The 23,973-nt window shown below is 56.5% G+C and carries 20 protein-coding genes; 5 read left to right on the forward strand and 15 right to left on the reverse strand.

Features of this window, described 5'->3' with window-relative positions; translation table 11 throughout:
- Positions 1 to 5: 5 nt before the first annotated feature.
- From wzyE to trxA, 11 genes are all read right to left on the reverse strand, one after another.
- Positions 6 to 1,358: an ECA oligosaccharide polymerase gene (wzyE, locus tag ACOKCT_RS20935; RefSeq protein WP_103177457.1), complete on the reverse strand. Its 1,353-nt coding sequence runs from the start codon at positions 1,356 to 1,358 to the stop codon at positions 6 to 8.
- Positions 1,355 to 2,434 (reverse strand): TDP-N-acetylfucosamine:lipid II N-acetylfucosaminyltransferase, encoded by a 1,080-nt coding sequence (locus ACOKCT_RS20940; RefSeq protein ID WP_420193852.1) that lies wholly within the window; start codon positions 2,432 to 2,434, stop codon positions 1,355 to 1,357. The genes wzyE and ACOKCT_RS20940 overlap by 4 nt, the downstream gene beginning before the upstream one ends.
- Positions 2,431 to 3,681 carry a lipid III flippase WzxE gene (gene wzxE, locus ACOKCT_RS20945; protein ID WP_214422512.1) on the reverse strand — a complete coding sequence of 417 codons (1,251 nt, stop codon included), beginning with the start codon at positions 3,679 to 3,681 and terminating at the stop codon, positions 2,431 to 2,433. The genes ACOKCT_RS20940 and wzxE overlap by 4 nt, the downstream gene beginning before the upstream one ends.
- Position 3,682: 1 nt before the next feature.
- Positions 3,683 to 4,813 carry a dTDP-4-amino-4,6-dideoxygalactose transaminase gene (gene rffA / locus ACOKCT_RS20950; RefSeq protein WP_420193853.1) on the reverse strand — a complete coding sequence of 377 codons (1,131 nt, stop codon included), beginning with the start codon at positions 4,811 to 4,813 and terminating at the stop codon, positions 3,683 to 3,685.
- A gap of 4 nt (positions 4,814 to 4,817) precedes the next feature.
- On the reverse strand, positions 4,818 to 5,495 hold the full coding sequence (rffC, locus tag ACOKCT_RS20955; protein ID WP_420193854.1) for a dTDP-4-amino-4,6-dideoxy-D-galactose acyltransferase: 678 nt from the start codon (positions 5,493 to 5,495) through the stop codon (positions 4,818 to 4,820).
- The gene (gene wecC, locus ACOKCT_RS20960; protein WP_103177462.1) at positions 5,492 to 6,754 is read right to left on the reverse strand and encodes a UDP-N-acetyl-D-mannosamine dehydrogenase; all 1,263 of its coding nucleotides are present in this window, start codon (positions 6,752 to 6,754) and stop codon (positions 5,492 to 5,494) included. Before wecC ends, rffC begins: the two co-directional genes overlap by 4 nt.
- The gene (wecB, locus tag ACOKCT_RS20965; protein ID WP_103177463.1) at positions 6,751 to 7,881 is read right to left on the reverse strand and encodes a non-hydrolyzing UDP-N-acetylglucosamine 2-epimerase; all 1,131 of its coding nucleotides are present in this window, start codon (positions 7,879 to 7,881) and stop codon (positions 6,751 to 6,753) included. The genes wecC and wecB overlap by 4 nt, the downstream gene beginning before the upstream one ends.
- Positions 7,882 to 7,938: 57 nt before the next feature.
- Entirely contained in the window at positions 7,939 to 8,985 is a 1,047-nt protein-coding gene (gene wzzE, locus ACOKCT_RS20970) for an ECA polysaccharide chain length modulation protein (RefSeq protein ID WP_103177464.1), read from the reverse strand.
- A gap of 12 nt (positions 8,986 to 8,997) precedes the next feature.
- Positions 8,998 to 10,101 (reverse strand): UDP-N-acetylglucosamine--undecaprenyl-phosphate N-acetylglucosaminephosphotransferase, encoded by a 1,104-nt coding sequence (gene wecA / locus ACOKCT_RS20975; RefSeq protein WP_103177465.1) that lies wholly within the window; start codon positions 10,099 to 10,101, stop codon positions 8,998 to 9,000.
- Between the two features lie 240 nt (positions 10,102 to 10,341).
- Positions 10,342 to 11,601, reverse strand: coding sequence for a transcription termination factor Rho (gene rho, locus ACOKCT_RS20980; protein ID WP_001054528.1), 1,260 nt, complete (start codon positions 11,599 to 11,601; stop codon positions 10,342 to 10,344).
- A 337-nt stretch (positions 11,602 to 11,938) separates the two neighbouring features.
- The gene (gene trxA, locus ACOKCT_RS20985; protein ID WP_006179218.1) at positions 11,939 to 12,268 is read right to left on the reverse strand and encodes a thioredoxin TrxA; all 330 of its coding nucleotides are present in this window, start codon (positions 12,266 to 12,268) and stop codon (positions 11,939 to 11,941) included.
- 144 nt (positions 12,269 to 12,412) lie between these two features.
- On the opposite strand from trxA, the gene rhlB reads away from it, so the two are divergent.
- Positions 12,413 to 13,678 carry an ATP-dependent RNA helicase RhlB gene (rhlB, locus tag ACOKCT_RS20990; RefSeq protein ID WP_103177466.1) on the forward strand — a complete coding sequence of 422 codons (1,266 nt, stop codon included), beginning with the start codon at positions 12,413 to 12,415 and terminating at the stop codon, positions 13,676 to 13,678.
- Positions 13,679 to 13,682: 4 nt separating this feature from the next.
- Positions 13,683 to 15,167: a guanosine-5'-triphosphate,3'-diphosphate diphosphatase gene (gene gppA, locus ACOKCT_RS20995; RefSeq protein ID WP_103177467.1), complete on the forward strand. Its 1,485-nt coding sequence runs from the start codon at positions 13,683 to 13,685 to the stop codon at positions 15,165 to 15,167.
- Between the two features lie 45 nt (positions 15,168 to 15,212).
- On the opposite strand, the gene rep is transcribed toward gppA, so the two are convergent.
- Positions 15,213 to 17,234 (reverse strand): DNA helicase Rep, encoded by a 2,022-nt coding sequence (gene rep, locus ACOKCT_RS21000; RefSeq protein WP_103177468.1) that lies wholly within the window; start codon positions 17,232 to 17,234, stop codon positions 15,213 to 15,215.
- Positions 17,235 to 17,346: 112 nt separating this feature from the next.
- Here rep and ppiC (ACOKCT_RS21005) point away from each other — a divergent pair, with 112 nt between their 5' ends.
- Both ppiC (ACOKCT_RS21005) and ppiC (ACOKCT_RS21010) read left to right on the forward strand, forming a co-directional pair.
- On the forward strand, positions 17,347 to 17,628 hold the full coding sequence (gene ppiC, locus ACOKCT_RS21005) for a peptidylprolyl isomerase PpiC (RefSeq protein ID WP_103177469.1): 282 nt from the start codon (positions 17,347 to 17,349) through the stop codon (positions 17,626 to 17,628).
- A 49-nt stretch (positions 17,629 to 17,677) separates the two neighbouring features.
- On the forward strand, positions 17,678 to 17,959 hold the full coding sequence (ppiC, locus tag ACOKCT_RS21010; RefSeq protein WP_008501570.1) for a peptidylprolyl isomerase PpiC: 282 nt from the start codon (positions 17,678 to 17,680) through the stop codon (positions 17,957 to 17,959).
- Positions 17,960 to 18,045: 86 nt separating this feature from the next.
- Here ppiC (ACOKCT_RS21010) and ilvC read toward each other — a convergent pair whose 3' ends face one another.
- Positions 18,046 to 19,521: a ketol-acid reductoisomerase gene (ilvC, locus tag ACOKCT_RS21015; RefSeq protein ID WP_156655362.1), complete on the reverse strand. Its 1,476-nt coding sequence runs from the start codon at positions 19,519 to 19,521 to the stop codon at positions 18,046 to 18,048.
- A 151-nt stretch (positions 19,522 to 19,672) separates the two neighbouring features.
- On the opposite strand from ilvC, the gene ilvY reads away from it, so the two are divergent.
- Complete coding sequence (ilvY, locus tag ACOKCT_RS21020; protein ID WP_103181002.1) at positions 19,673 to 20,563, forward strand: HTH-type transcriptional activator IlvY; 891 nt, start codon at positions 19,673 to 19,675, stop codon at positions 20,561 to 20,563.
- Here the strand turns inward: ilvY and ilvA are convergent.
- Both ilvA and ilvD read right to left on the reverse strand, forming a co-directional pair.
- Positions 20,560 to 22,104, reverse strand: coding sequence for a threonine ammonia-lyase, biosynthetic (gene ilvA, locus ACOKCT_RS21025; RefSeq protein ID WP_156655519.1), 1,545 nt, complete (start codon positions 22,102 to 22,104; stop codon positions 20,560 to 20,562). The genes ilvY and ilvA overlap by 4 nt on opposite strands.
- Before the next feature lie 2 nt (positions 22,105 to 22,106).
- Positions 22,107 to 23,957, reverse strand: coding sequence for a dihydroxy-acid dehydratase (gene ilvD, locus ACOKCT_RS21030; protein ID WP_103177471.1), 1,851 nt, complete (start codon positions 23,955 to 23,957; stop codon positions 22,107 to 22,109).
- Positions 23,958 to 23,973 lie beyond the last annotated feature (16 nt).

Raw genomic sequence — 23,973 nt, forward strand, 5'->3', positions numbered from 1 at the left:
CTTACTCAGACTCGCGAAAGCGCCCTGCCGTTTACCGGTTCGCGCTTATGCACTAACCCGGCGCTGTCGAACAGCCAGTACAGCAGCTTCGCCATCAGCAGACAGGCGCCAAAAACCACCATGAAAAAGACCACGCGGGAGACGAACGAATCCAGCCCTTCTCGCGCCAGTACGATCATATTGAAAATGGCACCGAAACAGAAACTATGCAAAATCGCTGCCTTATAGCGGTTGGTCTCCTGATTGCCCAGCGTATAGAGCCAGTCGAACCATTTTATAATCAGCCCAACGGCAATCGCCCCAGGCAGGATAAACCAGCCGCCGCCCATCACCACCAGCGAACCTATCAGCGTCGGTGAGATTGCCAGCCCGGAGTGGTTGTTCAGCACTTCCCAGGTAAAGTAGTTTGCCGTATTCAGCACCACGCCCGGTCTGTCCGGCCACAGCCAGGTGGGGATAAAGACATAAAAATCGCGAACAATGGGCGCCAGCCCCTGAAAATCGATTTTGTCGTAGTTCTGCAGCAGCAGGGCTAAGTTTTCCCACGGCGAGAAGGTGTCGCGGGTGAGGTACAGGAAGGTGTAAAACGCTTCGTCGCCGCTGACATCCATGCCGTAGCGCTTCAGCGCCAGCCAGAACATCCCCACAATCCCCAGCACACCCGCCGCAGCCAGCATCCACAGCGAGATCCAGCCGCGAATAATGCCGATAAACAGGAAGATCGCGAAGGCGATAATGATGTTTGCACGCGTGCCGCCGACAATCATATAGGTCAGCAGGCCAAACGCCACGGTACTGACCAGGAAGAAGAGCCACGCCCGGGCATCCTGACGCAGGAAATAGATCACCAGCATCGCCGGAATGAAGAAATAGAAGAAACGCTTAAGCGCCACCCCGGAGACTTCGCTGGAGAAGATCTGGCTGTAGGAGTGCAGCTTGAACAGCAAAAAGCCGTTGTGCATGAAGAAGATACCGACAGTGACAAGGGCAATGCCCATCAGCATCATCCAGGTCAGATGCGTCTCAACCCGGTTCATGGTGAACAAAGGCCGTCGCGATGCGTCGCTGCTGGCCGGTTTCAGCCGCGTCTTATAGGCGACGTAATAGACCCCATAGAAGCAGGTGGCCGACAGCAGCGCCTGCATCAGGATCTCCGGCGGTACGACGGCCACATCGAAGCGGAACACCAGCACGCTGGTCAGCGGGAAGCCGAAGTAAAAGGTCAGCAGAAACAGCAGCGAGAAGAAGACGTTGAAGTTAAAGCGCACCCGGCGGAATTCAAACCACGTCAGCGTGGCGATAAACAAGGCGCTCAGAAGCCAGATGACCAGCAGGCCGCTAAATTGCAACTGGCTCATGCATTCTCTCCTGAGGCGATCCGCAGCGCCTGGTGCCACGGCGTAAGGTAGTTCGGGCTGAAGAAGTCGATGGCGTTTTTATCCACCTGCGCAAGCTGTCGCTGGGCTTCACGCACCACCTCTTCGTTCAGGTCATCAGTGGTAAACAGCACCGGAATGTGCTGTTCGGCCATGTCCTGCCAGAACGGGTTTTCGCGATTAAGCACACAGGGAATGCCCGCCTGGATCAGCAGACAGAGCGTGCCGATCCCCTGCTGGCGCGCAAAAATGAAATAGCCCAGATCGCACTGACGCAGCAGGGCGAGATAGTCCTCAAAGGCCAGCTTATCGCTGAGGATCTGCAAATTGTCCGGGCTGAATAATGCCTGTCCACTCTGACGGACTTCATCGATGTATGCCGCGTTATTAGCAGGATAGCCCATCGGCACGATCACGTTGACCGTATCGCCAAACTGCTGATGAACCGCCTTCAGGGCCGCAATATGTTCGTTACTGCGATCTCCAGAGTTACCCACCAGAATCGTCAGTTTACCCTCCCGTTTCACCTCCCGGGCTAACCCGTTCAGCGACGGGTCCATGCGGGTCGGAAAATAGAGCAGCTCACCGCGCACGTTCGGATGCTGTTTTGCGAAATAGTTTAAATCGCCGCGGGTGGCAAAGATGCAGCCCACCCGCCCCTGCGCCATACGCCGCAGCGGGTAGAAGAGACGGAACTTCCAGCCCCGGGAGACTTCATACAGGTCGGCGCCCCAGATATGCCAGTTAAACTGCGCGGGCCTGATCCCACCACTCAACAAGGCCAGCCACAGGCCGGTATTAAACTGCCCGTGAAAAAAGAACCGCTGCTGGCGGTTGGCTTTGGCTTTGGCGATCACCGCTTTCGCAAGCGTGGCTTTGTCCGGCCAGAAGGTCAGCTGCAGTGCCGGGAAGGCGGCGCTAAGGCCGGTGTCCTTACCCACCACCATAAATTCGCGCGCCAGCGCGCTGCCGGGAGCCAGTTCATCATTAAAGAACCGCAGTACGGTCTGGTTATGGTGTGGGATATCCGATCCCAGGACGTGAATCAGTGCAGTCATGCGCGTTTATGCCAAAGTAAAAAGACGCCGCAACAGGCAGCAAAATAGACAATATAGGTGGCCATATAGGCCTGAGCCGCTCCCAGCGCGCCATGCGCGGGGATCAACCAGTGAGAGAATGCCGTCAGCAACGCAAACTGGCTGATTTCCGCCAGAATGTAGAGCCGCAGCGACGCTTTAGCAATCACCAGATAGCCAAAGACGTAAGCGCCTACTTTCAGTACGTCCCCCACCAACTGCCAGGCGAACAGGTCGCGCATCGCGGTAAATTTGGCGGAAAACAGCAGCCAGATGGCGACATCGCGCAGCAGCCAGACGGTAAAGCTGGCAACCGCCACCGCCGGTAAGACGAAGCGCAGCGAACGGAGGATCTCGCGGGTGATCTCCTGCCGGGCGGTGAGCCGTGAGAGCGTGGGCAGCAGGTAGACGCTAAAGGAGGCGGTAATAAACTGCAGATAGGCATCGGAGATGCTGCTGACCCCCTGCCAGATCCCCACCTCATCCCAGCTGTAGTGCGCCGCCAGCAGGTTTCGCATCATCACGTAGGCCACCGGCAAGGTGACGGAGGTGATAAGCGCCATCAGGGTAAATTTGCCCAGCTGCCCCGCCAGAAGCCGATCCCATCCGGGCTTCAGATAGTGCAGCGGAATTGTGCCCCTGCGCATCAGCATAAACGCCGCCGGAACGACCACCAGCGCGGGCACCAGCGCCAGCCCCAGCAGTGCGCCTTCATAGCCGCCCAGCCGGTAGCAGACGTAATAGGCAACCACCCCGATGACGCTACCGACGATGAGCGCCAGCGCATTACCGGCAGCATCGCGAAAGCCTTTCATCAGCGCCAGCAGCAGGTTCGCCCAGGCGATGCCCATCTGCACCAGCGCCACCAGCCTTACCAGACCCTGATAGCCCGTGTGACCGAACAGCCCCTGGCTGATGGGTGCAGCCGCCAGTAAAAAGACGACCGCCAGCAGGGTGGAAAAGCCCAGCACCATCGCTGATGAGGTACCCACCACCGTGCGTAATTGCGCCTTATCGTCATGATATTGCGCCACGTACTTGGTCACGCCGTTAAAGATCCCCGCCCCGGCCAGTACACCGAGGACGGTGACCAGCTGGCGAAAGTTCCCCGCCTGCCCGACACCCGCCGGGCCAAAGGAGACGGCCAGCAGTTTTACCACCAGCAATCCCGCGCCGATCTTGACGAGTGTGGACGCGGCGGTCCACACCGATGCTTTCGCCAGAGACATATCAGCCGAAATAACTCAGAAGGGTATTGATCACCGTGCGCTGGTTGACCGCCGCGAGGTTGTAGAACAGCGGTAAGCGGAGTAACCGCTCACTTTCTTTGGAGGTAAAGCGATCTTCACCCACGAACTGACCAAAGGCTTCCCCCGCCGGGCTGGAGTGCAGCGGAATATAGTGGAACACCGCCAGAATTTCGGCCTCTTTCAGGTATGCAATAAGCGCGCTGCGATCGTCGTTATCCCGCAGCTTGATATAGAACATATGGGCGTTATGGACGCATTCTGCCGGAATGGTCGGCAGCTCGATACGGCCCTTGCGCGCCAGGGGAGCCAGCGCATCGTGATAGGTCTGCCACAGCGCCAGACGCTGCTGGTTGATACGGTCTGCCGCCTCCAGCTGTGCCCACAGGTACGCCGCCTGCAGATCCGCCATCAGATAGCTGGAGCCGATATCGCGCCAGGTGTACTTATCCACCTGCCCACGGAAGAACTGGCTGCGGTTGGTCCCTTTCTCGCGGATGATCTCCGCGCGCTCCACCAGGGCGCGATCGTTAATCAACGTCGCGCCGCCTTCTCCGCCTGCGGTGTAGTTTTTGGTTTCGTGGAAGCTGAAGCAGCCGATGTGCCCGATGGTGCCCAACGCGCGGCCCTTGTAGGTGGACATTACTCCCTGTGCGGCATCTTCCACCACGTACAGGTTATGCTTTTTGGCAATCGCCATGATGGTGTCCATCTCGCACGCCACCCCGGCATAGTGTACCGGCACGATGGCGCGGGTCTTGTCGGTGATCGCCGCTTCAATCAGCGTCTCGTCAATGTTCATGGTATCCGGACGGATATCGACAAAGACGATTTTCGCCCCGCGCAGCACGAAAGCGTTGGCGGTGGAGACAAAGGTGTAGCTCGGCATGATCACTTCGTCGCCAGGACCAATGTCCAGCAACAGGGCCGCCATCTCCAGCGAGGCGGTGCAGGAGGGGGTCAGGAGGACTTTCGCGCTCTGAAAGCGCTGCTCCATCCACTGCTGGCAACGGCGCGTATAGCCGCCATCGCCGCAAAGTTTGCCGCTGCCCATCGCAGACTGCATGTAATCGAGTTCGGTGCCCACCACAGGAGGCGCATTAAATGGGATCATCTTGTCACCTGTATAGCCAGTAAGCGGTCGTTTCGATGTTGCCGCCGCTTGCGATATAACGTTTAAGCGCGGCGGTGTTGCCCATCTGGGTCGCCACCCGCAAAGTAGAAATCTGCTGTTGCTGCGCCCAGTGCAGCGCCGCCTGCATTAACTTCTCGCCCATGCCGCGCCCGGCCAGCAGACCGATACGCGCCTCGTTGTCGCTGAGCTTGCGCAGGGAGACAAAGCCCTGGATGGCGCTATCCGGCGCGCGGAACACCAGGCAGAGATGGTCGAAGGTGCCTTTTACCGCATTCTCGATCCACTGGGCATAGAAGCGACCGCTGTCGTCAGGTGCGTACCAGGGGGCGCGAAAGCGGCTCTGCGCAAAGGCCTGAGCAGCCAGCTGGCGCAGCGCCGGGATATCCTGCTCCATCGCAGGTTCCGCGCCAGGGCAAGCGTGGTGCGTCACGGTAATGGCGAGATCGACTTCGCCTTCCACCAGCCTGAAGCCCTGCGCCTGTAAGGCGTCCAGCCAGTCGGCGCGGGTGGCCGGAATTTTAGCCTGCACCCGCTGCCAGGCGTCCAGCCCGGAAGCCGTCAGCAGCGGAGCATCATCAGAGAGGCGCACAAGCGCCGTGGGAAGGGCAAAAAACTCGCTTTCCCACTCCAGCGGCTGTAACGCACCGTGGAGCTGACTCAACGCCAGACCCCTTTGGTATCAACGATAAATTCCTGACGGACGGCCTCGCCCTGGATCGCTTTAAACTCGTTATGGTCCACCAGCAGCACCAGCACATCGGCGGTTGCCAGCGCCTCTTCAACGCTGGTCAGGGCGCAGTGTCCAGCCAGTTTTTTCGGCAGTTCATGAATATTGGGTTCCACCACCTGCGTTTCACCGCTGTGCCAGTCGGCAATCATCTCAGCAATTTCCATCGCCGGGCTTTCACGCAGATCGTCAATGTTCGGCTTAAAGGCGAGACCAAAACAGGCGATGGTCACCTCGTTCGCGCGCTTGCCGCTTTGGGTCAGGTAATCTGCCAGGGTGGCTTTCACCTGGTTCAGTACCCAGTGCGGCTTGCTGTCGTTAACTTCGCGGGCGGTACGGATAAGACGCGCCTGCTGGGGGTTCTGCGACACGATAAACCACGGGTCGACCGCGATGCAGTGGCCGCCTACGCCCGGCCCGGGTTGCAGGATATTCACGCGCGGATGGCGGTTCGCCAGACGAATCAGTTCCCAGACGTTAATCCCCTGATCGGCGCAAATCAGCGACAGCTCATTAGCAAACGCAATGTTCACGTCGCGGAAGCTGTTTTCGGTGAGTTTGCACATCTCAGCGGTACGGGAGTTGGTCACCACGCACTCGCCTTCGAGGAAGATGTTATACAGCTCGCTGGCGCGGGCGGAACAGACCGGAGTCATGCCGCCAATAACCCGATCGTTTTTAATCAGTTCGACCATCACCTGCCCCGGCAGCACGCGCTCCGGGCAGTAGGCGACGTTGATATCGGCCTGCTCGCCCGCCTGCTGCGGGAAAGTCAGATCCGGGCGCGCCTCAGCCAGCCACTGGGCCATTTGCTCGGTGGCACCCACCGGTGAGGTGGATTCGAGGATCACCAGCGCGCCTTTTTTTAGTACCGGGGCGATGGATTTCGCTGCCGCTTCGACATAGGCCATATCCGGCTCATGCTCGCCTTTGAATGGCGTCGGCACAGCAATCAGGTAGGCATCGGCAACCACTGGTGTGGTACTGGCCCTGAGGTATCCCCCTTCAACGGCGGTTTTTACCACCTTGTCGAGATCTGGCTCAACGATATGAATTTCACCCTTGTTGATCGTCTCAACCGCATGCTGGTTGATATCAACACCCACTACCTGTTTTTGACGGGAGGCAAATGCCGCCGCCGTGGGCAGCCCAATGTAGCCAAGACCAATGACAGAAATGGTAGTAAAACTCATAGCGATACCCGATTGTGTTTAAGTGCGTACAAAATGCGGTCACAGGCCTGGCCATCACCATACGGGTTATGGGCCCGGCTCATGGCCTGATACTCTTCGTTGTTATGTAGCAGGCGCGTCACCTCTTCCACGATGGCTCGTGAATCGGTCCCCACCAGCCTTACCGTCCCCGCTTTAACCGCTTCAGGACGCTCGGTGGTTTCACGCATCACCAGCACCGGTTTCCCCAGTGAAGGCGCTTCTTCCTGAATTCCGCCTGAGTCCGTCAGGATCAGCCAGGCATGGTTCATCAGCCAGACGAATGGCAGATAGTCCTGCGGCTCAATAAGTATGACGTTTTTGACATGCCCCAGGATGCGGTTGACCGGCTCGCTGACATTAGGGTTCAGATGCACCGGATAGACGATCTGGACATCTTCGTTACGCGCGGCGATTTCAGCCAGCGCATGGCAAATTTGCTCGAAGCCCTGGCCAAAACTTTCCCGCCGGTGTCCGGTGACCAGAATCATCTTTTTACCGTTAGCGAGGAACGGATACTGTTCGGCCAGTTGCCCACGCAGGCTGTCGTTCGCCAGCACCCGGTCGCGCACCCAGATCAGCGCGTCGATCACCGTGTTGCCGGTGACAAAAATGTGCTGGTCGTTAACGTTTTCGCGCAGCAGGTTCTGACGGGAGTTCTCGGTTGGCGCAAAGTGATACATTGCCAGATGCCCGGTCAGGGTCCGGTTCGCCTCTTCTGGCCACGGGGAGGAGAGATCGCCCGTGCGTAAACCGGCTTCGACATGTCCAACCGGAATACGTTGATAGAATGCCGCCAGACTGGTGGCGATGGTGGTGGTGGTATCGCCGTGCACCAGCACGACATCCGGCCTGAACGATTCCAGAATAGGTTTTAAACCTTCCAGAATACGGCAGGTAATTTCGGTTAGCCCTTGCCCCGGCTTCATAATATTGAGGTCGTAGTCGGGAACAATGGAAAAGAGTTTTAGGACCTGATCCAGCATCTCCCGATGCTGCGCGGTAACGCAAACTTTCGCCTCAAAATAAGGGTCGCTTGCCAGCGCATGGACCAGAGGCGCCATCTTGATGGCTTCCGGCCTTGTACCAAAGACAGTGAGTACTTTCACATCGATTCTCTTCGATTAAGCGATGAAGGCCAGCAGCCTTCATCGTAGACGGCGTTCTTAAATTTTGCGACGACGGGTTAATGCCACGCCTGCGCCAATTAAAGCACCCACAATCCCCCACATAATCATCAGGAATGCGCGACGTGGACTATCGCGTTTTACAGGTTCTTCAGGTGTTCGCAAATAACGATAGGTCTGAAAACGCGGGTCCAGTGTCGGACCGACGTTGAGGGTGTTGAGCATGGCGCGGTTCTGGTCGTAATCGAGGTCAAAATCTGGCCCAACGGCCTGCAGATTTTCCAGGCGCGCCTGGAGCATAGGACGCCCCAGCAGGAACATTTCAGAATCGGGCAGTTCATCGGCAGGCACATCGGTTTCACTGCGCGAGATATTGCTCTTTTCAGCAATCTTCAGCGCCTGATCGAGGTTATGTACCCGGCGGTTAAAGATGGCTTTGGCGACCTCTTCCTGACGTTTGACCTGCGCTTTCATCTGCACGGTACGCGCCGCCCAGGCGCCTTTCAGCTCATCATTAAGGTGGCTTGCTGCGCGCTGGCTGGCGAAAGCGACATACTGACGCAGCAGGTTATTCGCGTCCGGCGCGGTTTCAGCGATCAGCTTGACGCTGTCGTTGATGTTGCGCAGCGGATCGCCCGCCATAAACTGAATGTTGTTGATCAGCTCATCCAGCAGGGCTGCATCGGCTTTGCTGTTGCCGACCATTCTCTGTTTGAAATAGTCGGTCTGGTTCCAGAAATCACGGCGCGTATCCCAGGAGGCGAGCTGCATAACAAACTCTTTGTAGGACTCGTCCATTACCGAAGTCTGGTCGGCGGTCGCAGGATTCGCTTTTACATCCAGATTCTGCAGAAACTGTTGCTGAGAGTAGAAACCTCCAAGCATATTCACCGTAGGACGGTCGGTAATCGCCGTCGCACTCCACTCTTGTCTGGCGAAAAAGGTATAGGCCAGAGCGATAAGTGCAAAGCCCAGCGCAATACCTGCAATCCAAAACTTGCCCGCCCATAACACGCGGAACAAGCCACGAACATCCAGCTCATTCTCAGTTACCACTGATTTTGCTCCCGCCAACGGTTGAGTCATTACAGTCCCGATTTACTTAGTTAAAGTTGGGTTATTGCCATTATTTCTACGCATACGGCGTTTTACGCGTTTAATAAAGCGCGCTACTTTCCATGCGCGTTTAATACAGTAGCCGTACAGGAAAAATGCAAGCAAGAATAATACCAACATTACCCATTCAGGAATGAAATGTGCATATTCTGCGGCAACGCCAATCCCGGCTAACAGCGCAGCGGCCAGCGTAATCAAGACAAATGCCTGTCGTGAGGTGAAGCCGGCACGCATAATAAGATGATGAATATGCTGGCGGTCTGGGGAGAAGGGACTCATGCCTTTACGCAGACGGCGGTACATTATTGCCACCATATCCATCAATGGAATGGCGATGATCCACAGGGCCGTCACCGGACTGATTGGATGGGTGTTACCCTGAGTAGTTTCCAGCAGGATCCAGATGATGGTAAAGCCAATCAGCGTACTGCCGGCATCCCCCATAAAGACCTTGTAGCGACGTCCCAGGACACCGAGGTTAAGGCAGATATAAGGCAGAATGGCGGCGATCATCGCGAAGCACCACATCGACAGGCTGTACTGGCCATCAAACCAGAGGATGATGCCGATAGCCGCGAAGGAGACGCTGGAGAGCCCACCAAGCAGACCGTCAATGCCGTCTACCATGTTAAAGGCGTTAATCGCCGCCCATACGGCAAACAACGTCAGGAAGTAGCCGAATGGCCCCAGTACCATCTCCCAGGTGCCAAAGATGTAGCCCAGGCTGCTGAGATAGAGTTTCCCTACCACCATCATGATGACGCCGATAGCCGCCTGAACCGCGGCGCGGAATTTGACGCTGATATCGTATCGGTCATCCAGCGCGCCAACCAGCACCAGCACGCCGGCACAGGCCAGATAGAGTGCCGCATGAGGGATATAATAATCCGCAATGGCGAAGGTGAAGCAGATACCCGCGTAAACCGAGATCCCACCAACCAGCGGAATCAAGCCTTGATGGCGTTTACGATAATTGGGCTTATCCACCAGTCCGACTCTCTTCGCGACCTTACGGGCGAGGAATAAAAAACAGGTGGTAAAAAGAAAAATACTGATTAGCTCAGTCACCGCAGTGAGTAGATTCACAATGGATGCTCTCAACAAATGTTAATCCCGAAAGTATAACCTTGAAGGCTCGGCTCAAGAAGGAAAAAGCAGGCCTCGCCCAAGTCCCTTTGTTTATTTTTCAGACAATTACTTTTCTGCTTTGACGAACATTCCGATTTTCGTCCCCGGCAGTATAATTTGACAGCTTACTGTTACAGCGTATAAGCCATAAAAGAAAAACGCCACGTAAAAACGTGGCGTTTCGGCGCTTTATTTATATTACGAGCGTTTCATCATATCGAAGAAATCATCGTTAGTTTTGGTCATCGCCAGCTTGTTAATGAGGAACTCCATCGCGTCGATTTCACCCATTGGATGGATAATTTTGCGCAGGATCCACATTTTCTGCAGCTCTTCCTGAGTGGTGAGCAGCTCTTCTTTACGGGTACCGGAACGGTTGTAGTCGATAGCCGGGAAGACGCGTTTTTCAGCGATTTTACGCGACAGGTGCAGTTCCATGTTGCCTGTACCTTTAAACTCTTCGTAAATTACTTCATCCATCTTCGAACCGGTATCGATCAGCGCGGTTGCGATGATGGTCAGGCTGCCGCCCTCTTCCACGTTACGCGCAGCACCGAAGAAACGCTTCGGACGATGCAGGGCGTTGGCATCCACACCACCGGTCAAGACTTTACCGGACGCTGGCACCACGGTGTTGTAGGCACGCGCCAGACGGGTGATGGAGTCAAGCAGGATGATAACGTCTTTCTTATGCTCAACCAGACGCTTCGCCTTCTCGATAACCATTTCAGCAACCTGAACGTGGCGGGAGGCAGGTTCGTCAAAGGTCGACGCCACAACTTCACCTTTCACCAGACGCTGCATCTCGGTCACTTCTTCCGGACGTTCGTCAATCAGCAGTACCATCAGTACGCAGTCTGGGTGGTTGTAAGCGATGCTCTGCGCGATGTTCTGCAGCAGCATGGTTTTACCCGCTTTTGGCGGCGCGACAATCAGACCACGCTGACCGCGACCAATCGGCGAAGCCAGATCCAGAACGCGAGCGGTTAAATCTTCGGTAGAACCGTTACCACGCTCCATGCGCAGGCGAGAGTTCGCGTGCAGCGGCGTTAAGTTTTCGAACAGGATCTTATTGCGCGAGTTTTCCGGCTTATCGTAGTTAACTTCGTTAACTTTCAGCAGCGCAAAGTAGCGTTCACCCTCTTTAGGAGGACGAATCTTACCTGAAATGGTGTCACCAGTGCGGAGGTTGAAACGGCGGATTTGGCTGGGAGAAACGTAGATATCATCAGGACCGGCGAGGTAGGAGCTGTCTGCAGAGCGGAGGAAACCAAATCCGTCCTGCAATATCTCCAGCACACCGTCGCCAAAGATATCTTCGCCACTCTTTGCGTGCTGCTTCAGGATGGCAAAAATGATGTCCTGCTTGCGCATACGAGCCTGGTTTTCCAGCCCCATATTTTCGCCGAGAGTGATCAGCTCAGAAACCGGCGTATTCTTTAATTCGGTAAGATTCATAATGGTGTGGGTTCTTAAACTCGGGGTAATACTCGAACTTAATTTGTGAATGGTATGGCAGGGTCATCCATGCCTGTTAACGGCTATCAACTCATGTCTGTTCGCTGTCTGCTCACAGGGAAAGCACAGAACTGAAACGACAAGACGGATTGAGTGACAAGCCCGGAATCTATCCACTTCTCGCACTGTTTATGTCAACAACGGGAAGTATCGGGTAAAACAAGATTCAAACAACAAGGTATGTTTAAAACGAAGTCATAGGTAACTTAGCACGACTCAAGCCGGGCGTCCAGAGATCCAAACAATTTAGAAACCCTGGACGCACAGACGAGAAGCCTTACGCCAGATTGGCGTCCAGGAACTCTTTCAGCTGACCTTTGGACAGGGCGCCCACTTTGGTCGCTGCCACTTCACCGTTTTTAAACAGCAGCAGAGTCGGGATGCCGCGGATGCCATATTTTGGCGCGGTGCCCGGGTTCTGGTCGATGTTCAGTTTAGCCACGGTCAGTTTGCCCTGATATTCGTCGGCGATCTCATCCAGAATCGGGGCGATCATTTTGCAAGGACCACACCATTCAGCCCAGAAATCGACGAGGATCAGCCCGTCAGCTTTAAGTACGTCCGTGTCAAAACTGTCGTCAGTCAGGTGAATAATTTTATCGCTCATATATAACTCCACAGGAATAAGCCTGGCGCGTTGATCTTGCATCCATCAACGACCTGTTGATGTCGCATTAACCAACTAAAGGTTGACTTTATTTCACCGGATACGCTTTCGTAAAGCAATAGTAAGCTGATATTCTACCACACTATGAGCAAAACACATTTAACAGAACAGAAGTTTTCCGACTTCGCCCTGCACCCAAAAGTGATCGAAGCCCTTGAAACAAAAGGGTTTCATAACTGCACGCCCATTCAGGCTCTCGCCCTTCCGCTGACGCTGGCGGGTCGCGACGTTGCAGGGCAGGCGCAAACCGGTACCGGCAAAACGATGGCGTTTTTAACGTCAACGTTTCATTATTTACTCTCTCATCCGGCAATTGCTGACCGTAAAGTTAACCAACCGCGCGCGCTGATTATGGCACCGACGCGAGAACTGGCGGTCCAGATCCACGCTGATGCAGAACCCCTGGCGCAAGCTACCGGCCTGAAACTCGGCCTGGCCTACGGCGGTGACGGTTATGACAAACAGCTGAAAGTGCTGGAAAGCGGCGTCGATATTCTGATCGGCACCACCGGCCGTCTTATCGATTACGCGAAGCAGAACCACATTAACCTCGGCGCTATCCAGGTTGTGGTGCTGGACGAAGCCGATCGCATGTACGATCTCGGCTTTATTAAAGATATCCGTTGGCTGTTCCGTCGCATGCCTGCCGCTAACCAGCGTCTGAATATGCTGTTCTCGGCCACGCTCTCTTATCGCGTCCGTGAACTGGCGTTCGAACAGATGAACAACGCCGAATACGTCGAAGTGGAACCGGAACAGAAAACCGGCCACCGTATTAAAGAAGAGCTCTTCTACCCTTCTAACGAAGAGAAAATGCGTCTGCTGCAGTCGCTCATTGAAGAAGAGTGGCCGGATCGCGCGATCGTTTTCGCCAACACTAAACACCGCTGTGAAGATATCTGGGGCCACCTGGCTGCGGATGGACACCGTGTTGGTCTGTTAACGGGCGATGTCGCACAGAAAAAACGTCTGCGCATTCTTGAAGAGTTTACCCGTGGCGATCTGGATATTCTGGTTGCAACGGATGTCGCCGCGCGCGGCCTGCACATCCCGGCGGTCACGCACGTCTTCAACTATGACCTGCCGGATGACTGCGAAGATTACGTTCACCGTATCGGGCGTACCGGTCGTGCGGGCGCCAGCGGGCACTCCATCAGCCTGGCCTGTGAAGAGTACGCGCTGAATCTGCCCGCCATTGAGACCTATATCGGCCACTCAATTCCGGTCAGTAAATATAACCCGGAAGCGCTGTTAAGCGAGCTTCCGCCGCCGAAGCGCCTGACCCGCGCGCGTTCTGGCAATGGTCCGCGCCGTAACAGCGCACCGCGTAATCGTCGTCGTTCAGGCTAAAAATATGCTCCGGTCTACCTCGCTCTATGCAGCTATTGATTTAGGTTCGAATAGTTTTCATATGCTGGTTGTGCGCGAGGTGGCGGGCAGTGTTCAAACGCTGGCGCGTATTAAGCGTAAGGTCCGCCTCGCGGCGGGCCTGAGTGCTGATAATCAGCTCTCTCCAGAAGCCATGGAGCGCGGCTGGCAATGTCTGCGTCTTTTTGCCGAGCGTCTGCAGGATATCCCTACCCAGCAAATCCGTGTTGTTGCTACCGCCACCCTGCGTCTGGCGGTGAATGCCGGTGAATTTATTGCCACTGCCCAGCAGATCCTGGGCTGCCCGATACAGGTGATCAGCGGTGAAGAAGAAGCCCGCCTGATTTATCAGGGGGTAGCGCATACCACGGGCGGTGACGAGCGTCGTCTGGTGGTGGATATCGGTGGTGCAAGCACTGAACTGGTCACCGGTAATGGCGCTCAGGCGACATCCCTGAACAGCTTATCGATGGGCTGTGTCACCTGGCTTGAACGCTACTTCACCGATCGAAATCTGGCGCAAGAAAACTTTGATGACGCGGAAAAAGCCGCGCGCGAAGTGCTGCGTCCGGTGGCCGATGAACTGCGTTATCACGGCTGGAAAGTCTGCGTTGGCGCGTCCGGCACCGTCCAGGCGCTGCAGGAAATCATGATGGCGCAGGGGATGGATGAGCGCATCACGCTGGCGAAACTTCAGCAGTTAAAACAGCGCGCGATCCTCTGTGGCCGCCTGGAAGAGCTGGAAATTGAAGGACTCACCCTTGAACGCGCGCTGGTCTTCCCGAGCGGGCTGGCGATCCTGATTGCCATTTTCACCGAACTGAATATTCAGTGCATGACCCTTGCGGGTGGCGCGCTGCGGGAAGGGCTGGTCTACGGCATGCTACATCTGGCGGTCGATCAGGATATTCGCGACCACACCCTGCGCAACATCCAGCGCCGGTTTATGGTCGATATTGAGCAGGCGCACCGGGTCGCCAGGCTTGCGACAAAATTCCTCGATCACGTCGAAAATGAGTGGCATATTGAGCCTATCTGTCGCGAACTACTCCTGAGCGCCTGTCAGCTACATGAAATTGGCCTGAGCGTCGATTTCAAACAAGCGCCGCTGCACGCGGCGTATCTGGTACGCAATCTCGATTTGCCCGGCTTTACCCCGGCGCAAAAGAAACTCCTGGCGACGCTGCTGTTAAACCAGACCAACCCTGTCGATCTCTCTTCGCTCCACCAGCAAAACGCGGTTCCGCCGCGCGTGGCGGAACATCTGTGCCGCCTGCTGCGTCTGGCGATCCTCTTTGCCAGCCGTCGCCGGGACGATCTGTTGCCGGCCATCACGCTGAAGGCGGAAGGAGAGAAACTGACGCTAGCCTTACCGGAAAACTGGCTCGATACGCATCCGCTGGGCGCCGAAATGCTGGTACAGGAGTCCCAGTGGCAGAGCTACGTGCACTGGGCGCTTGAGGTTCATTAATTACGACGATATGCCCGGTAGCGCTACGCATACCGGGCCTTCAGCCTAGCGGTTTTTCGCTTTTTCCATCATGGCGCGAATATTGGCGATGCTGGCCTGCCCTTTGTGCATCCGCTCTTCGGCGGTGATGACCTTACGTTCCTGCTCCCAGCGCACATCATCCTGAGGTAACTCCAGCAGGAAACGGCTCGGCTCCGGGCGTACCAGCTCTCCATACTGGCGCCGCTCCTTACACAGCGTAAATGTCAGCTCTTTTTGCGCCCGCGTGATGCCTACATAGGCCAGACGACGCTCTTCATCGACGTTATCCTCATCGATGCTGCTCTGGTGCGGCAGCAAGCCCTCTTCCATGCCCACCAGATAGACATACGGGAACTCAAGCCCCTTCGAGGCATGCAGGGTCATCAGCTGCACCTGATCCGCCTCCTCTTCGCTTTCACCACGCTCCATCATATCGCGCAGGGTAAAGCGGGTAACCACCTGGGTCAGGGTCATCGGTTCATCGATCTCCGTCCCTTCCAGCATCTCAGTCATCCAGGTGAAAAGCTGGTTGACGTTCTTCATCCGCATCTCGGCCGCTTTCGGGCTGGCGGAAGTTTCATACAGCCAGGATTCATAGTCGATGCCGCGGATCAGATCCCGCACCGCATTAATCGGCTCCCGCTCGCTGAGCTGCTGGATCTCGCGCAGCCAGTGGGTAAAGCGGGTCAGCGATTCATAGCCACGCCCGGTTAAGGTCTGGCTCAGACCCATATCGAAACTGGCCGTTAACAGGCTCTTGTTGCGGGTCATCGCCCACTCGCCCAGTTTTTGCAGTGTCGCCGGGCCAATCTCGCGCTTCGGCGTATTGACGATCCGCAGGAAAGCACTGTCATCGTCCGGGTTGGTCAGTACCCGCAGGTAGGCGAGCAGATCCTTGATTTCCGGGCGCGAGAAGAACGAGGTTCCGCCGGAAATTTTGTACGGGATGCGGTTCTGCATCAGCATCTTTTCAAAGACGCGCGACTGGTGATTTCCGCGATAGAGAATGGCGTAATCTTTGTAGTTGGTTTTGTTCACGAAGTGATGGGCAATCAGTTCGCCCGCCACGCGCTCGGCTTCGTGATCTTCATTGTTGGCGCTGAGCACCTTCAGCTCCGTGCCGTATCCCAGTTCGGAAAAGAGGCGTTTTTCAAACACATGTGGGTTATTGGCGATCAGGATGTTGGCCGCCTTCAGAATACGCCCGGATGAGCGGTAGTTCTGCTCCAGCTTGATCACCTGCAGCGCCGGGAAGTCCTTACTGAGCAGGACCAGGTTCTGTGGACGAGCGCCGCGCCAGGAGTAGATCGACTGGTCATCGTCACCCACCACGGTGAAACGCGCCCGCTGACCCACCAGCAGTTTCACCAGCTCGTACTGGCTGGTGTTGGTGTCCTGATATTCATCCACCAGCAGGTAGCGGATCTTGTTCTGCCAGCGCTCACGCACCTCTTCATTGCTTTGCAGCAGCAGCGTGGGCAGCAGGATCAGGTCGTCAAAGTCGAGCACGTTGCAGGCTTTGAGATGATCGTTATACAGGCTGTAGCAGTGGGCGAAGATCCGATCCCGCTCCCCTTTGGCGCTTGCGGCGGCCTGGGCAGGGCTCATCAGATCGTTTTTCCAGTTTGAGATCGTGGAGATCAACTGCTGCAGCACCACTTTGTCATCTTCGATCAGCCCTTCGGTCAGCTCCTTGAGCAATGCCACCTGATCGGTATCGTCAAACAGCGAGAAGTTGGCTTTCATCCCCAACGCCGCATATTCGCGCTTTATGATATCCAGCCCCAGGGTATGGAAGGTGGAGATCATCAGGCCGCGGGCCTCTTTGCGCCCTAACGTCTGCCCGACACGCTCTTTCATCTCGCGCGCCGCTTTGTTGGTAAAGGTCACCGCGGCGATGTGGCGTGCCTGATAGCCGCAGCCGCGGATCAGGTGGGCGATTTTGTTGGTGATGACGCGGGTTTTACCGGAACCCGCCCCTGCCAGCACCAGGCATGGTCCAGTAACGAATTCGACCGCTTGTTGTTGTCCAGGGTTTAAACGCATGGGAATATTGCTCAATCTTCGAACGGGGTGGGGATTGTAGCAGAAAGCCGGGCGCAGATTTACCGGCTAATGATAAAGTGAACAAAACGCGATTAACCCCGAGAGCAGAACCATGAAAAAGAGCGCAGCGGCCCTGCACATTCTGGTAAAAGAAGAGAAGCTGGCGCAGGAGATCCTTGCCAAACTGGAACGCGGCATCAGCTTCGATCATCTGGCGAAGCGCTACTCTAAATGTCCCTCCGGGCGCAACGGCGGCGATTTAGGGGAATTTAAGCAGGGTGTGATGGTGGGCCCTTTCGATGAGGCGGTTTTTAGCTGCCCGCTGCTAAAACCCTGCGGCCCGGTCAAAACGAAGTATGGCTACCATATCATTAAGGTGCTGTATCGCCGCTAACGCGTGGTATATTGCGCCCCGATTTAACTCAACCCTTCAAGGCACGATCATGGCAAAAACAGCAGCAGCACTGCATATTCTTGTTAAAGAAGAGAAACTGGCTCTGGATCTTCTGGAGCAGATTAAAAACGGCGCCGACTTCGGCAAGCTGGCGAAGAAGCACTCTATTTGCCCGTCAGGCAAACGCGGCGGCGATCTGGGTGAATTCCGCCAGGGTCAGATGGTTCCGGCGTTCGATAAAGTGGTCTTCTCCTGCCCGGTGCTGGAGCCAACCGGCCCGCTGCACACTCAGTTCGGTTACCACGTTATTAAAGTGCTGTACCGCAAATAAAAAGCCGGGTGGCGGCTTCGCCTTACCCGGCCTACTTGATACAGCTTTGTAGGTCGGGTAAGCACAGCGCCACCCGACATGAGGTTTTAGCCTGCTACTGCGATACGTTTCATATCGGTCATATAGCCACGCAGTTTGTGACCTACTTTCTCGATCTCGTGGCTGCGAATCGCTTCGTTCACGTCACGCAGTTGGGCATTATCTACCGCACCTTCGGCAATCGCTTTGCCCAGATCGCCTGGCTGCAGGGTGGTCATGAACTCTTTCAGCAGCGGTACGCAGGCATAAGAGAACAGGTAGTTACCGTATTCAGCGGTATCGGAGATAACCACGTTCATCTCATACAGACGCTTACGGGCGATGGTGTTCGCAATCAGCGGCAGCTCGTGCAGGGATTCATAGTAAGCAGACTCTTCGATGATGCCGGAATCCACCATGGTTTCGAACGCCAGCTCAACGCCCGCTTTCACCATCGCAATCATCAGAACGCCTTTATCAAAGTACTCCTGCTCGCCGATTTTGCCTTCATACTGCTCAGCGGTCTCAAACGCGGTCTTACCGGTCTCTTCGCGCCAGGTCAGCAGTTTCTTATCGTCGTTGGCCCAGTCAGCCATCATGCCGGAAGAGAACTCGCCAGAGATGATGTCGTCCATATGTTTCTGGAACAGCGGTGCCATGATGGTTTTCAGCTGCTCGGACAGGGCGAAGGCACGCAGTTTCGCCGGGTTAGACAGACGGTCCATCATCAGGGTGATGCCGCCCTGCTTCAGCGCTTCGGTGATGGTTTCCCAGCCGAACTGAATCAGTTTTTCCGCGTATGCCGGGTCAGTACCCTCTTCCACCAGCTTATCGAAGCAGAGCAGAGAACCGGCCTGCAGCATGCCGCACAGGATAGTCTGCTCGCCCATCAGGTCAGATTTCACTTCGGCCACGAAGGAGGATTCCAGCACGCCCGCACGGTGGCCGCCGGTAGCTGCTGCCCATGCTTTGGCGATCGCCATCCCTTCGCCTTTCGGATCGTTTTCCGGGTGAACCGCGATCAGGGTCGGCACACCGAAACCACGCTTGTACTCTTCGCGCACTTCGGTACCCGGGCATTTCGGTGCCACCATCACGACGGTGATGTCTTTACGGATCTGCTCGCCCACTTCAACGATGTTGAAGCCGTGGGAATAACCCAGCGCCGCGCCATCTTTCATCATAGGCTGTACGGAACGCACAACGTCAGAGTGCTGTTTGTCTGGCGTCAGGTTAACAACCAGATCTGCCTGCGGGATCAGCTCTTCGTAGGTACCCACTTTGAAGCCGTTTTCGGTCGCTTTGCGCCAGGAAGCACGCTTCTCAGCAATCGCTTCTTTACGCAGGGCGTAAGAGATATCCAGGCCGGAGTCGCGCATGTTCAGGCCCTGGTTCAGACCCTGTGCGCCACAGCCGACGATGACCACTTTCTTACCCTGAAGGTAGCTTGCGCCATCGGCAAATTCATCGCGCGCCATAAAGCGGCATTTGCCCAGCTGCGCCAGCTGCTGGCGCAGGTTCAGTGTGTTGAAGTAGTTAGCCATGGTGATACCTCGTGATGTTGTGTGTCTTATTGTTCGGTTCGCTGTTCAGCGAGAATGTACCCACATTACAACAGGAAATTTATTGCGGAAATTGATATATTCACAACGTCACGTTGCAATATTTGCAATGTAAAATGGGGGAGTGGAATCGGTGGATTTACGCGATCTAAAAATGTTTTTGCATCTGGCGGAAAGCCGCCATTTTGGCCGCAGCGCGCGGGCGATGCATGTCAGCCCCTCCACGCTTTCCCGCCAGATCCAGCGTCTGGAAGAGGATCTCGGCCAGCCGCTGTTTGTGCGTGATAACCGCACGGTGACGCTCACCGAAGCGGGGGAAGAGTTGCGTACGTTTGCCCAACAGACGTTATTGCAGTATCAGCAGCTGCGCCACACCATCGACCAGCAGGGGCCCTCTCTGTCCGGCGAGCTCCACATCTTCTGCTCGGTGACCGCCGCCTATAGCCATCTTCCCCCCATTCTTGACCGCTTCCGCGCGGAACATCCCTCGGTTGAAATTAAACTCACCACCGGCGATGCCGCCGATGCGATGGAAAAGGTGGTGACGGGTGAAGCGGATCTGGCCATTGCCGGCAAACCGGAAACCCTGCCGGGGGCGGTGGCCTTCTCGATGCTGGAAAATCTGGCCGTAGTACTGATCGCTCCGGCGCTGCCCTGCCCGGTGCGCAACCAGGTGTCGGTGGAGAAGCCCGACTGGTCAACGGTGCCCTTTATCATGGCCGATCAGGGGCCGGTGCGTCGTCGCATTGAGCTGTGGTTCCGTCGTCAGAAAATCAGCAACCCTTCCATCTATGCGACAGTGGGCGGCCATGAGGCGATGGTCTCAATGGTGGCGCTCGGCTGCGGCGTGGCGCTGCTGCCGGAAGTGGTGCTGGAGAACAGTCCGGAGCCGGTGCGCAATCGCGTGATGATTCTGGAGCGCAGCGACGAGAAAACGCCGTTTGAGCTTGGCGTCTGCGCACAAAAAAAGCGGCTGCATGAGCCGCTTATTGATGCGTTCTGGAAGATATTGCCCAACCACTAGCCCGCCAGGAAGAAACGGAACGCCGGGTTGTCGGTTTCGTCATGACACTCGTAGCCCAGTTCGTTCAGCCGCGTTTCGAAATCCGGCTCGTGCTCGCCCAGTTCAAACGCCGCCAGTACCCTACCGTAGTCGGTGCCGTGGCTGCGGTAGTGGAACAGGGAGATGTTCCAGTGCGTGCCCAGGGTATGCAGGAACTTCAGCAGCGCACCCGGCGACTCCGGAAACTCAAAGCTGAACAGACGCTCCCGTAACGGTTTAGACGGACGCCCGCCCACCATGTAGCGCACGTGCAGCTTCGCCATTTCATCATCAGAGAGATCCACCACGCTGTAGCCACCGTCATGCAGCAGGCTGAGGATCTCTTTGCGCTCTTCCAGACCGCGGCTTAAACGCACCCCAACAAAAATGCAGGCATCTTTAGCATCGGCAAAACGGTAGTTGAACTCGGTTACCGAACGGCCGCCCAGCAGCTGGCAGAACTTGAGGAAGCTGCCCTTCTCTTCCGGGATGGTCACTGCCAGCAGCGCTTCACGCTGTTCACCCAGCTCGCAGCGCTCGGAAACGTAGCGCAGGCCGTGGAAGTTGACGTTAGCGCCGGAAAGGACATGGGCCAGACGCTCGCCGCGAATATTGTGCTGGGCGATATATTTTTTCATCCCCGCCAGCGCCAGCGCGCCGGACGGCTCTGCCACCGCGCGCACATCCTCGAAGAGATCTTTCATCGCTGCGCAAATCGCATCGCTGTCGACAGTGATGATGTCGTCGAGATACTCCCGGCAGACGCGGAAGGTCTCATCCCCGATGCGTTTCACCGCCACACCCTCGGCAAACAACCCAACGCGCGGGAGATCGACCGGATGCCCGGCATCCAGCGCCGCCTTCAGGCAGGCAGAATCTTCCGCTTCCACGGCAATCACTTTGATCTGCGGCATCAGCTGTTTGATGAGTACCGCCACGCCCGCCGCCAGGCCACCGCCGCCGACCGGAACAAACACCCGATCAAGATGGGCATCCTGCTGCAGCAGTTCCAGCGCCAGGGTACCCTGCCCGGCAATCACCATCGGGTGATCGAACGGCGGCACCCAGGTGAAGCCCTGCTGCTGCGCCAGCTCAATGGCTTTGGCTTTCGCTTCGTCAAAATTGGCGCCGTGGAGCAGCACTTCACCGCCAAATCCCCGCACCGCATCGACTTTGATATCCGCCGTGGCAACCGGCATTACGATCAGCGCTTTTAACCCCAGACGCGCAGACGAGAACGCCACGCCCTGGGCATGGTTGCCCGCAGACGCCGTGATCACCCCACGCGCTTTTTGCTCATCGTTCAGCCCGGCCATCATCGCGTAAGCGCCGCGCAGCTTAAAGCTGTGTACCGGCTGACGGTCTTCACGTTTTACCAGAATGACGTTATCGAGGCGCGCCGAGAGCTTGTCCATTTTTTGCAGCGGCGTGACCTGCACCGCTTCATAAACCGGCGCGCGTAGTACCGCCCTGAGATATTCCGCCCCCTCGGGGGCGGCGGATAAGGGTTGGGATTCGGCCATCATTAGCCCCCAAGTTTAGATTTATCGCGCACTGCGCCTTTATCTGCACTGGTCGCGAGGGTCGCATATGCGCGCAGGGCGAAGGAGACTTCACGCTGGCGATCTTTCGGCGTCCAGGCTTTATCCCCACGCGCTTCCTGTGCTTCGCGGCGGGCTGCAATTTCCTGGTCGCTCAGTTTCAGCTGAATACCGCGATTCGGAATATCGATTTCAATCAGGTCGCCATCTTCGATGATCGCGATGTTGCCGCCGCTGGCCGCTTCCGGCGAAACGTGGCCGATAGAGAGACCGGAGGTACCGCCGGAGAAGCGACCGTCGGTGATCAGCGCACAGGCTTTACCGAGGCCCATCGATTTCAGGAAGGTGGTCGGGTAGAGCATCTCCTGCATTCCAGGCCCGCCTTTCGGCCCTTCGTAGCGGATCACCACGACATCGCCTTCAACCACTTTGCCGCCGAGGATCGCTTCTACCGCCTCGTCCTGGCTCTCGTAGACTTTTGCCGGACCGGTAAATTTCAGAATGCTGTCATCCACGCCTGCGGTTTTAACGATACAGCCGTTTTCCGCAAAGTTGCCGTACAGAACCGCCAGGCCACCATCTTTGCTGTAGGCATGTTCCAGCGAGCGGATACAACCCTCTGCGCGATCGTCATCCAGGCTGTCCCAGCGACAATCCTGCGAGAACGCCTGGGTGGTACGGATACCGGCTGGACCGGCGCGGAACATTTTTTTCACTGACTCATCTTTGGTCAGCATCACGTCATACTGATCCAGCGCCTGCGGCAGCGTCAGGCCCAGCACGTTTTTCACATCGCGGTTCATCAACCCGGCGCGATCCAGCTCACCGAGGATCCCCAGCACGCCACCGGCACGGTGAACATCTTCCATGTGATATTTCTGCGTGCTTGGCGCAACCTTACACAGCTGCGGCACTTTGCGGGAGAGCTTGTCGATATCACTCATGGTGAAATCGATCTCCGCTTCCTGCGCGGCGGCCAGCAGGTGCAGAACGGTGTTAGTGGAACCGCCCATAGCGATATCCAGCGTCATGGCGTTTTCAAATGCCGCTTTGCTGGCGATATTGCGCGGCAGCGCGCTGGCATCGTCCTGCTCGTAGTAGCGTTTGGTCAGCTCAACGATGCGTTTACCGGCATTGATAAACAGCTCCTTACGATCGGCGTGGGTCGCCAGCAGCGAGCCGTTACCCGGCTGAGATAAGCCCAGCGCTTCGGTCAGACAGTTCATCGAGTTGGCGGTGAACATCCCGGAGCAGGAGCCGCAGGTCGGGCATGCTGAACGTTCAACCTGTTCGCTCTGCTCGTCGGAGACTTTCGGGTCCGCGCCCTGAATCATCGCGTCAACCAGGTCGAGCTTGATGATCTTATCGGAGAGCTTGGTTTTACCCGCTTCCATTGGGCCGCCGGAGACGAAGATCACCGGAATGTTCAGGCGCAGGGAGGCCATCAGCATCCCCGGGGTGATTTTGTCGCAGTTAGAGATACAGACCATGGCATCGGCACAGTGGGCGTTCACCATGTACTCCACCGAGTCGGCAATCAGCTCGCGCGACGGCAGTGAATAGAGCATGCCCCCGTGCCCCATTGCGATCCCGTCATCCACGGCGATGGTGTTGAACTCTTTTGCCACGCCGCCGGAGGCTTCAATCTGCTCGGCAACCAGCTTCCCGAGGTCGCGCAGGTGCACGTGGCCCGGCACAAACTGGGTAAAAGAGTTGACCACGGCGATAATCGGTTTCCCGAAATCGGCATCGGTCATTCCGGTAGCGCGCCACAGCGCGCGGGCACCCGCCATATTGCGGCCGTGAGTGGTGGTGGCGGAACGGTACTTAGGCATGCGTTATTTACTCCCG

The organism is Leclercia sp. M-A074-M (assembly GCF_965195605.1).
Taxonomy (GTDB): Bacteria; Pseudomonadota; Gammaproteobacteria; order Enterobacterales; family Enterobacteriaceae; genus Enterobacter.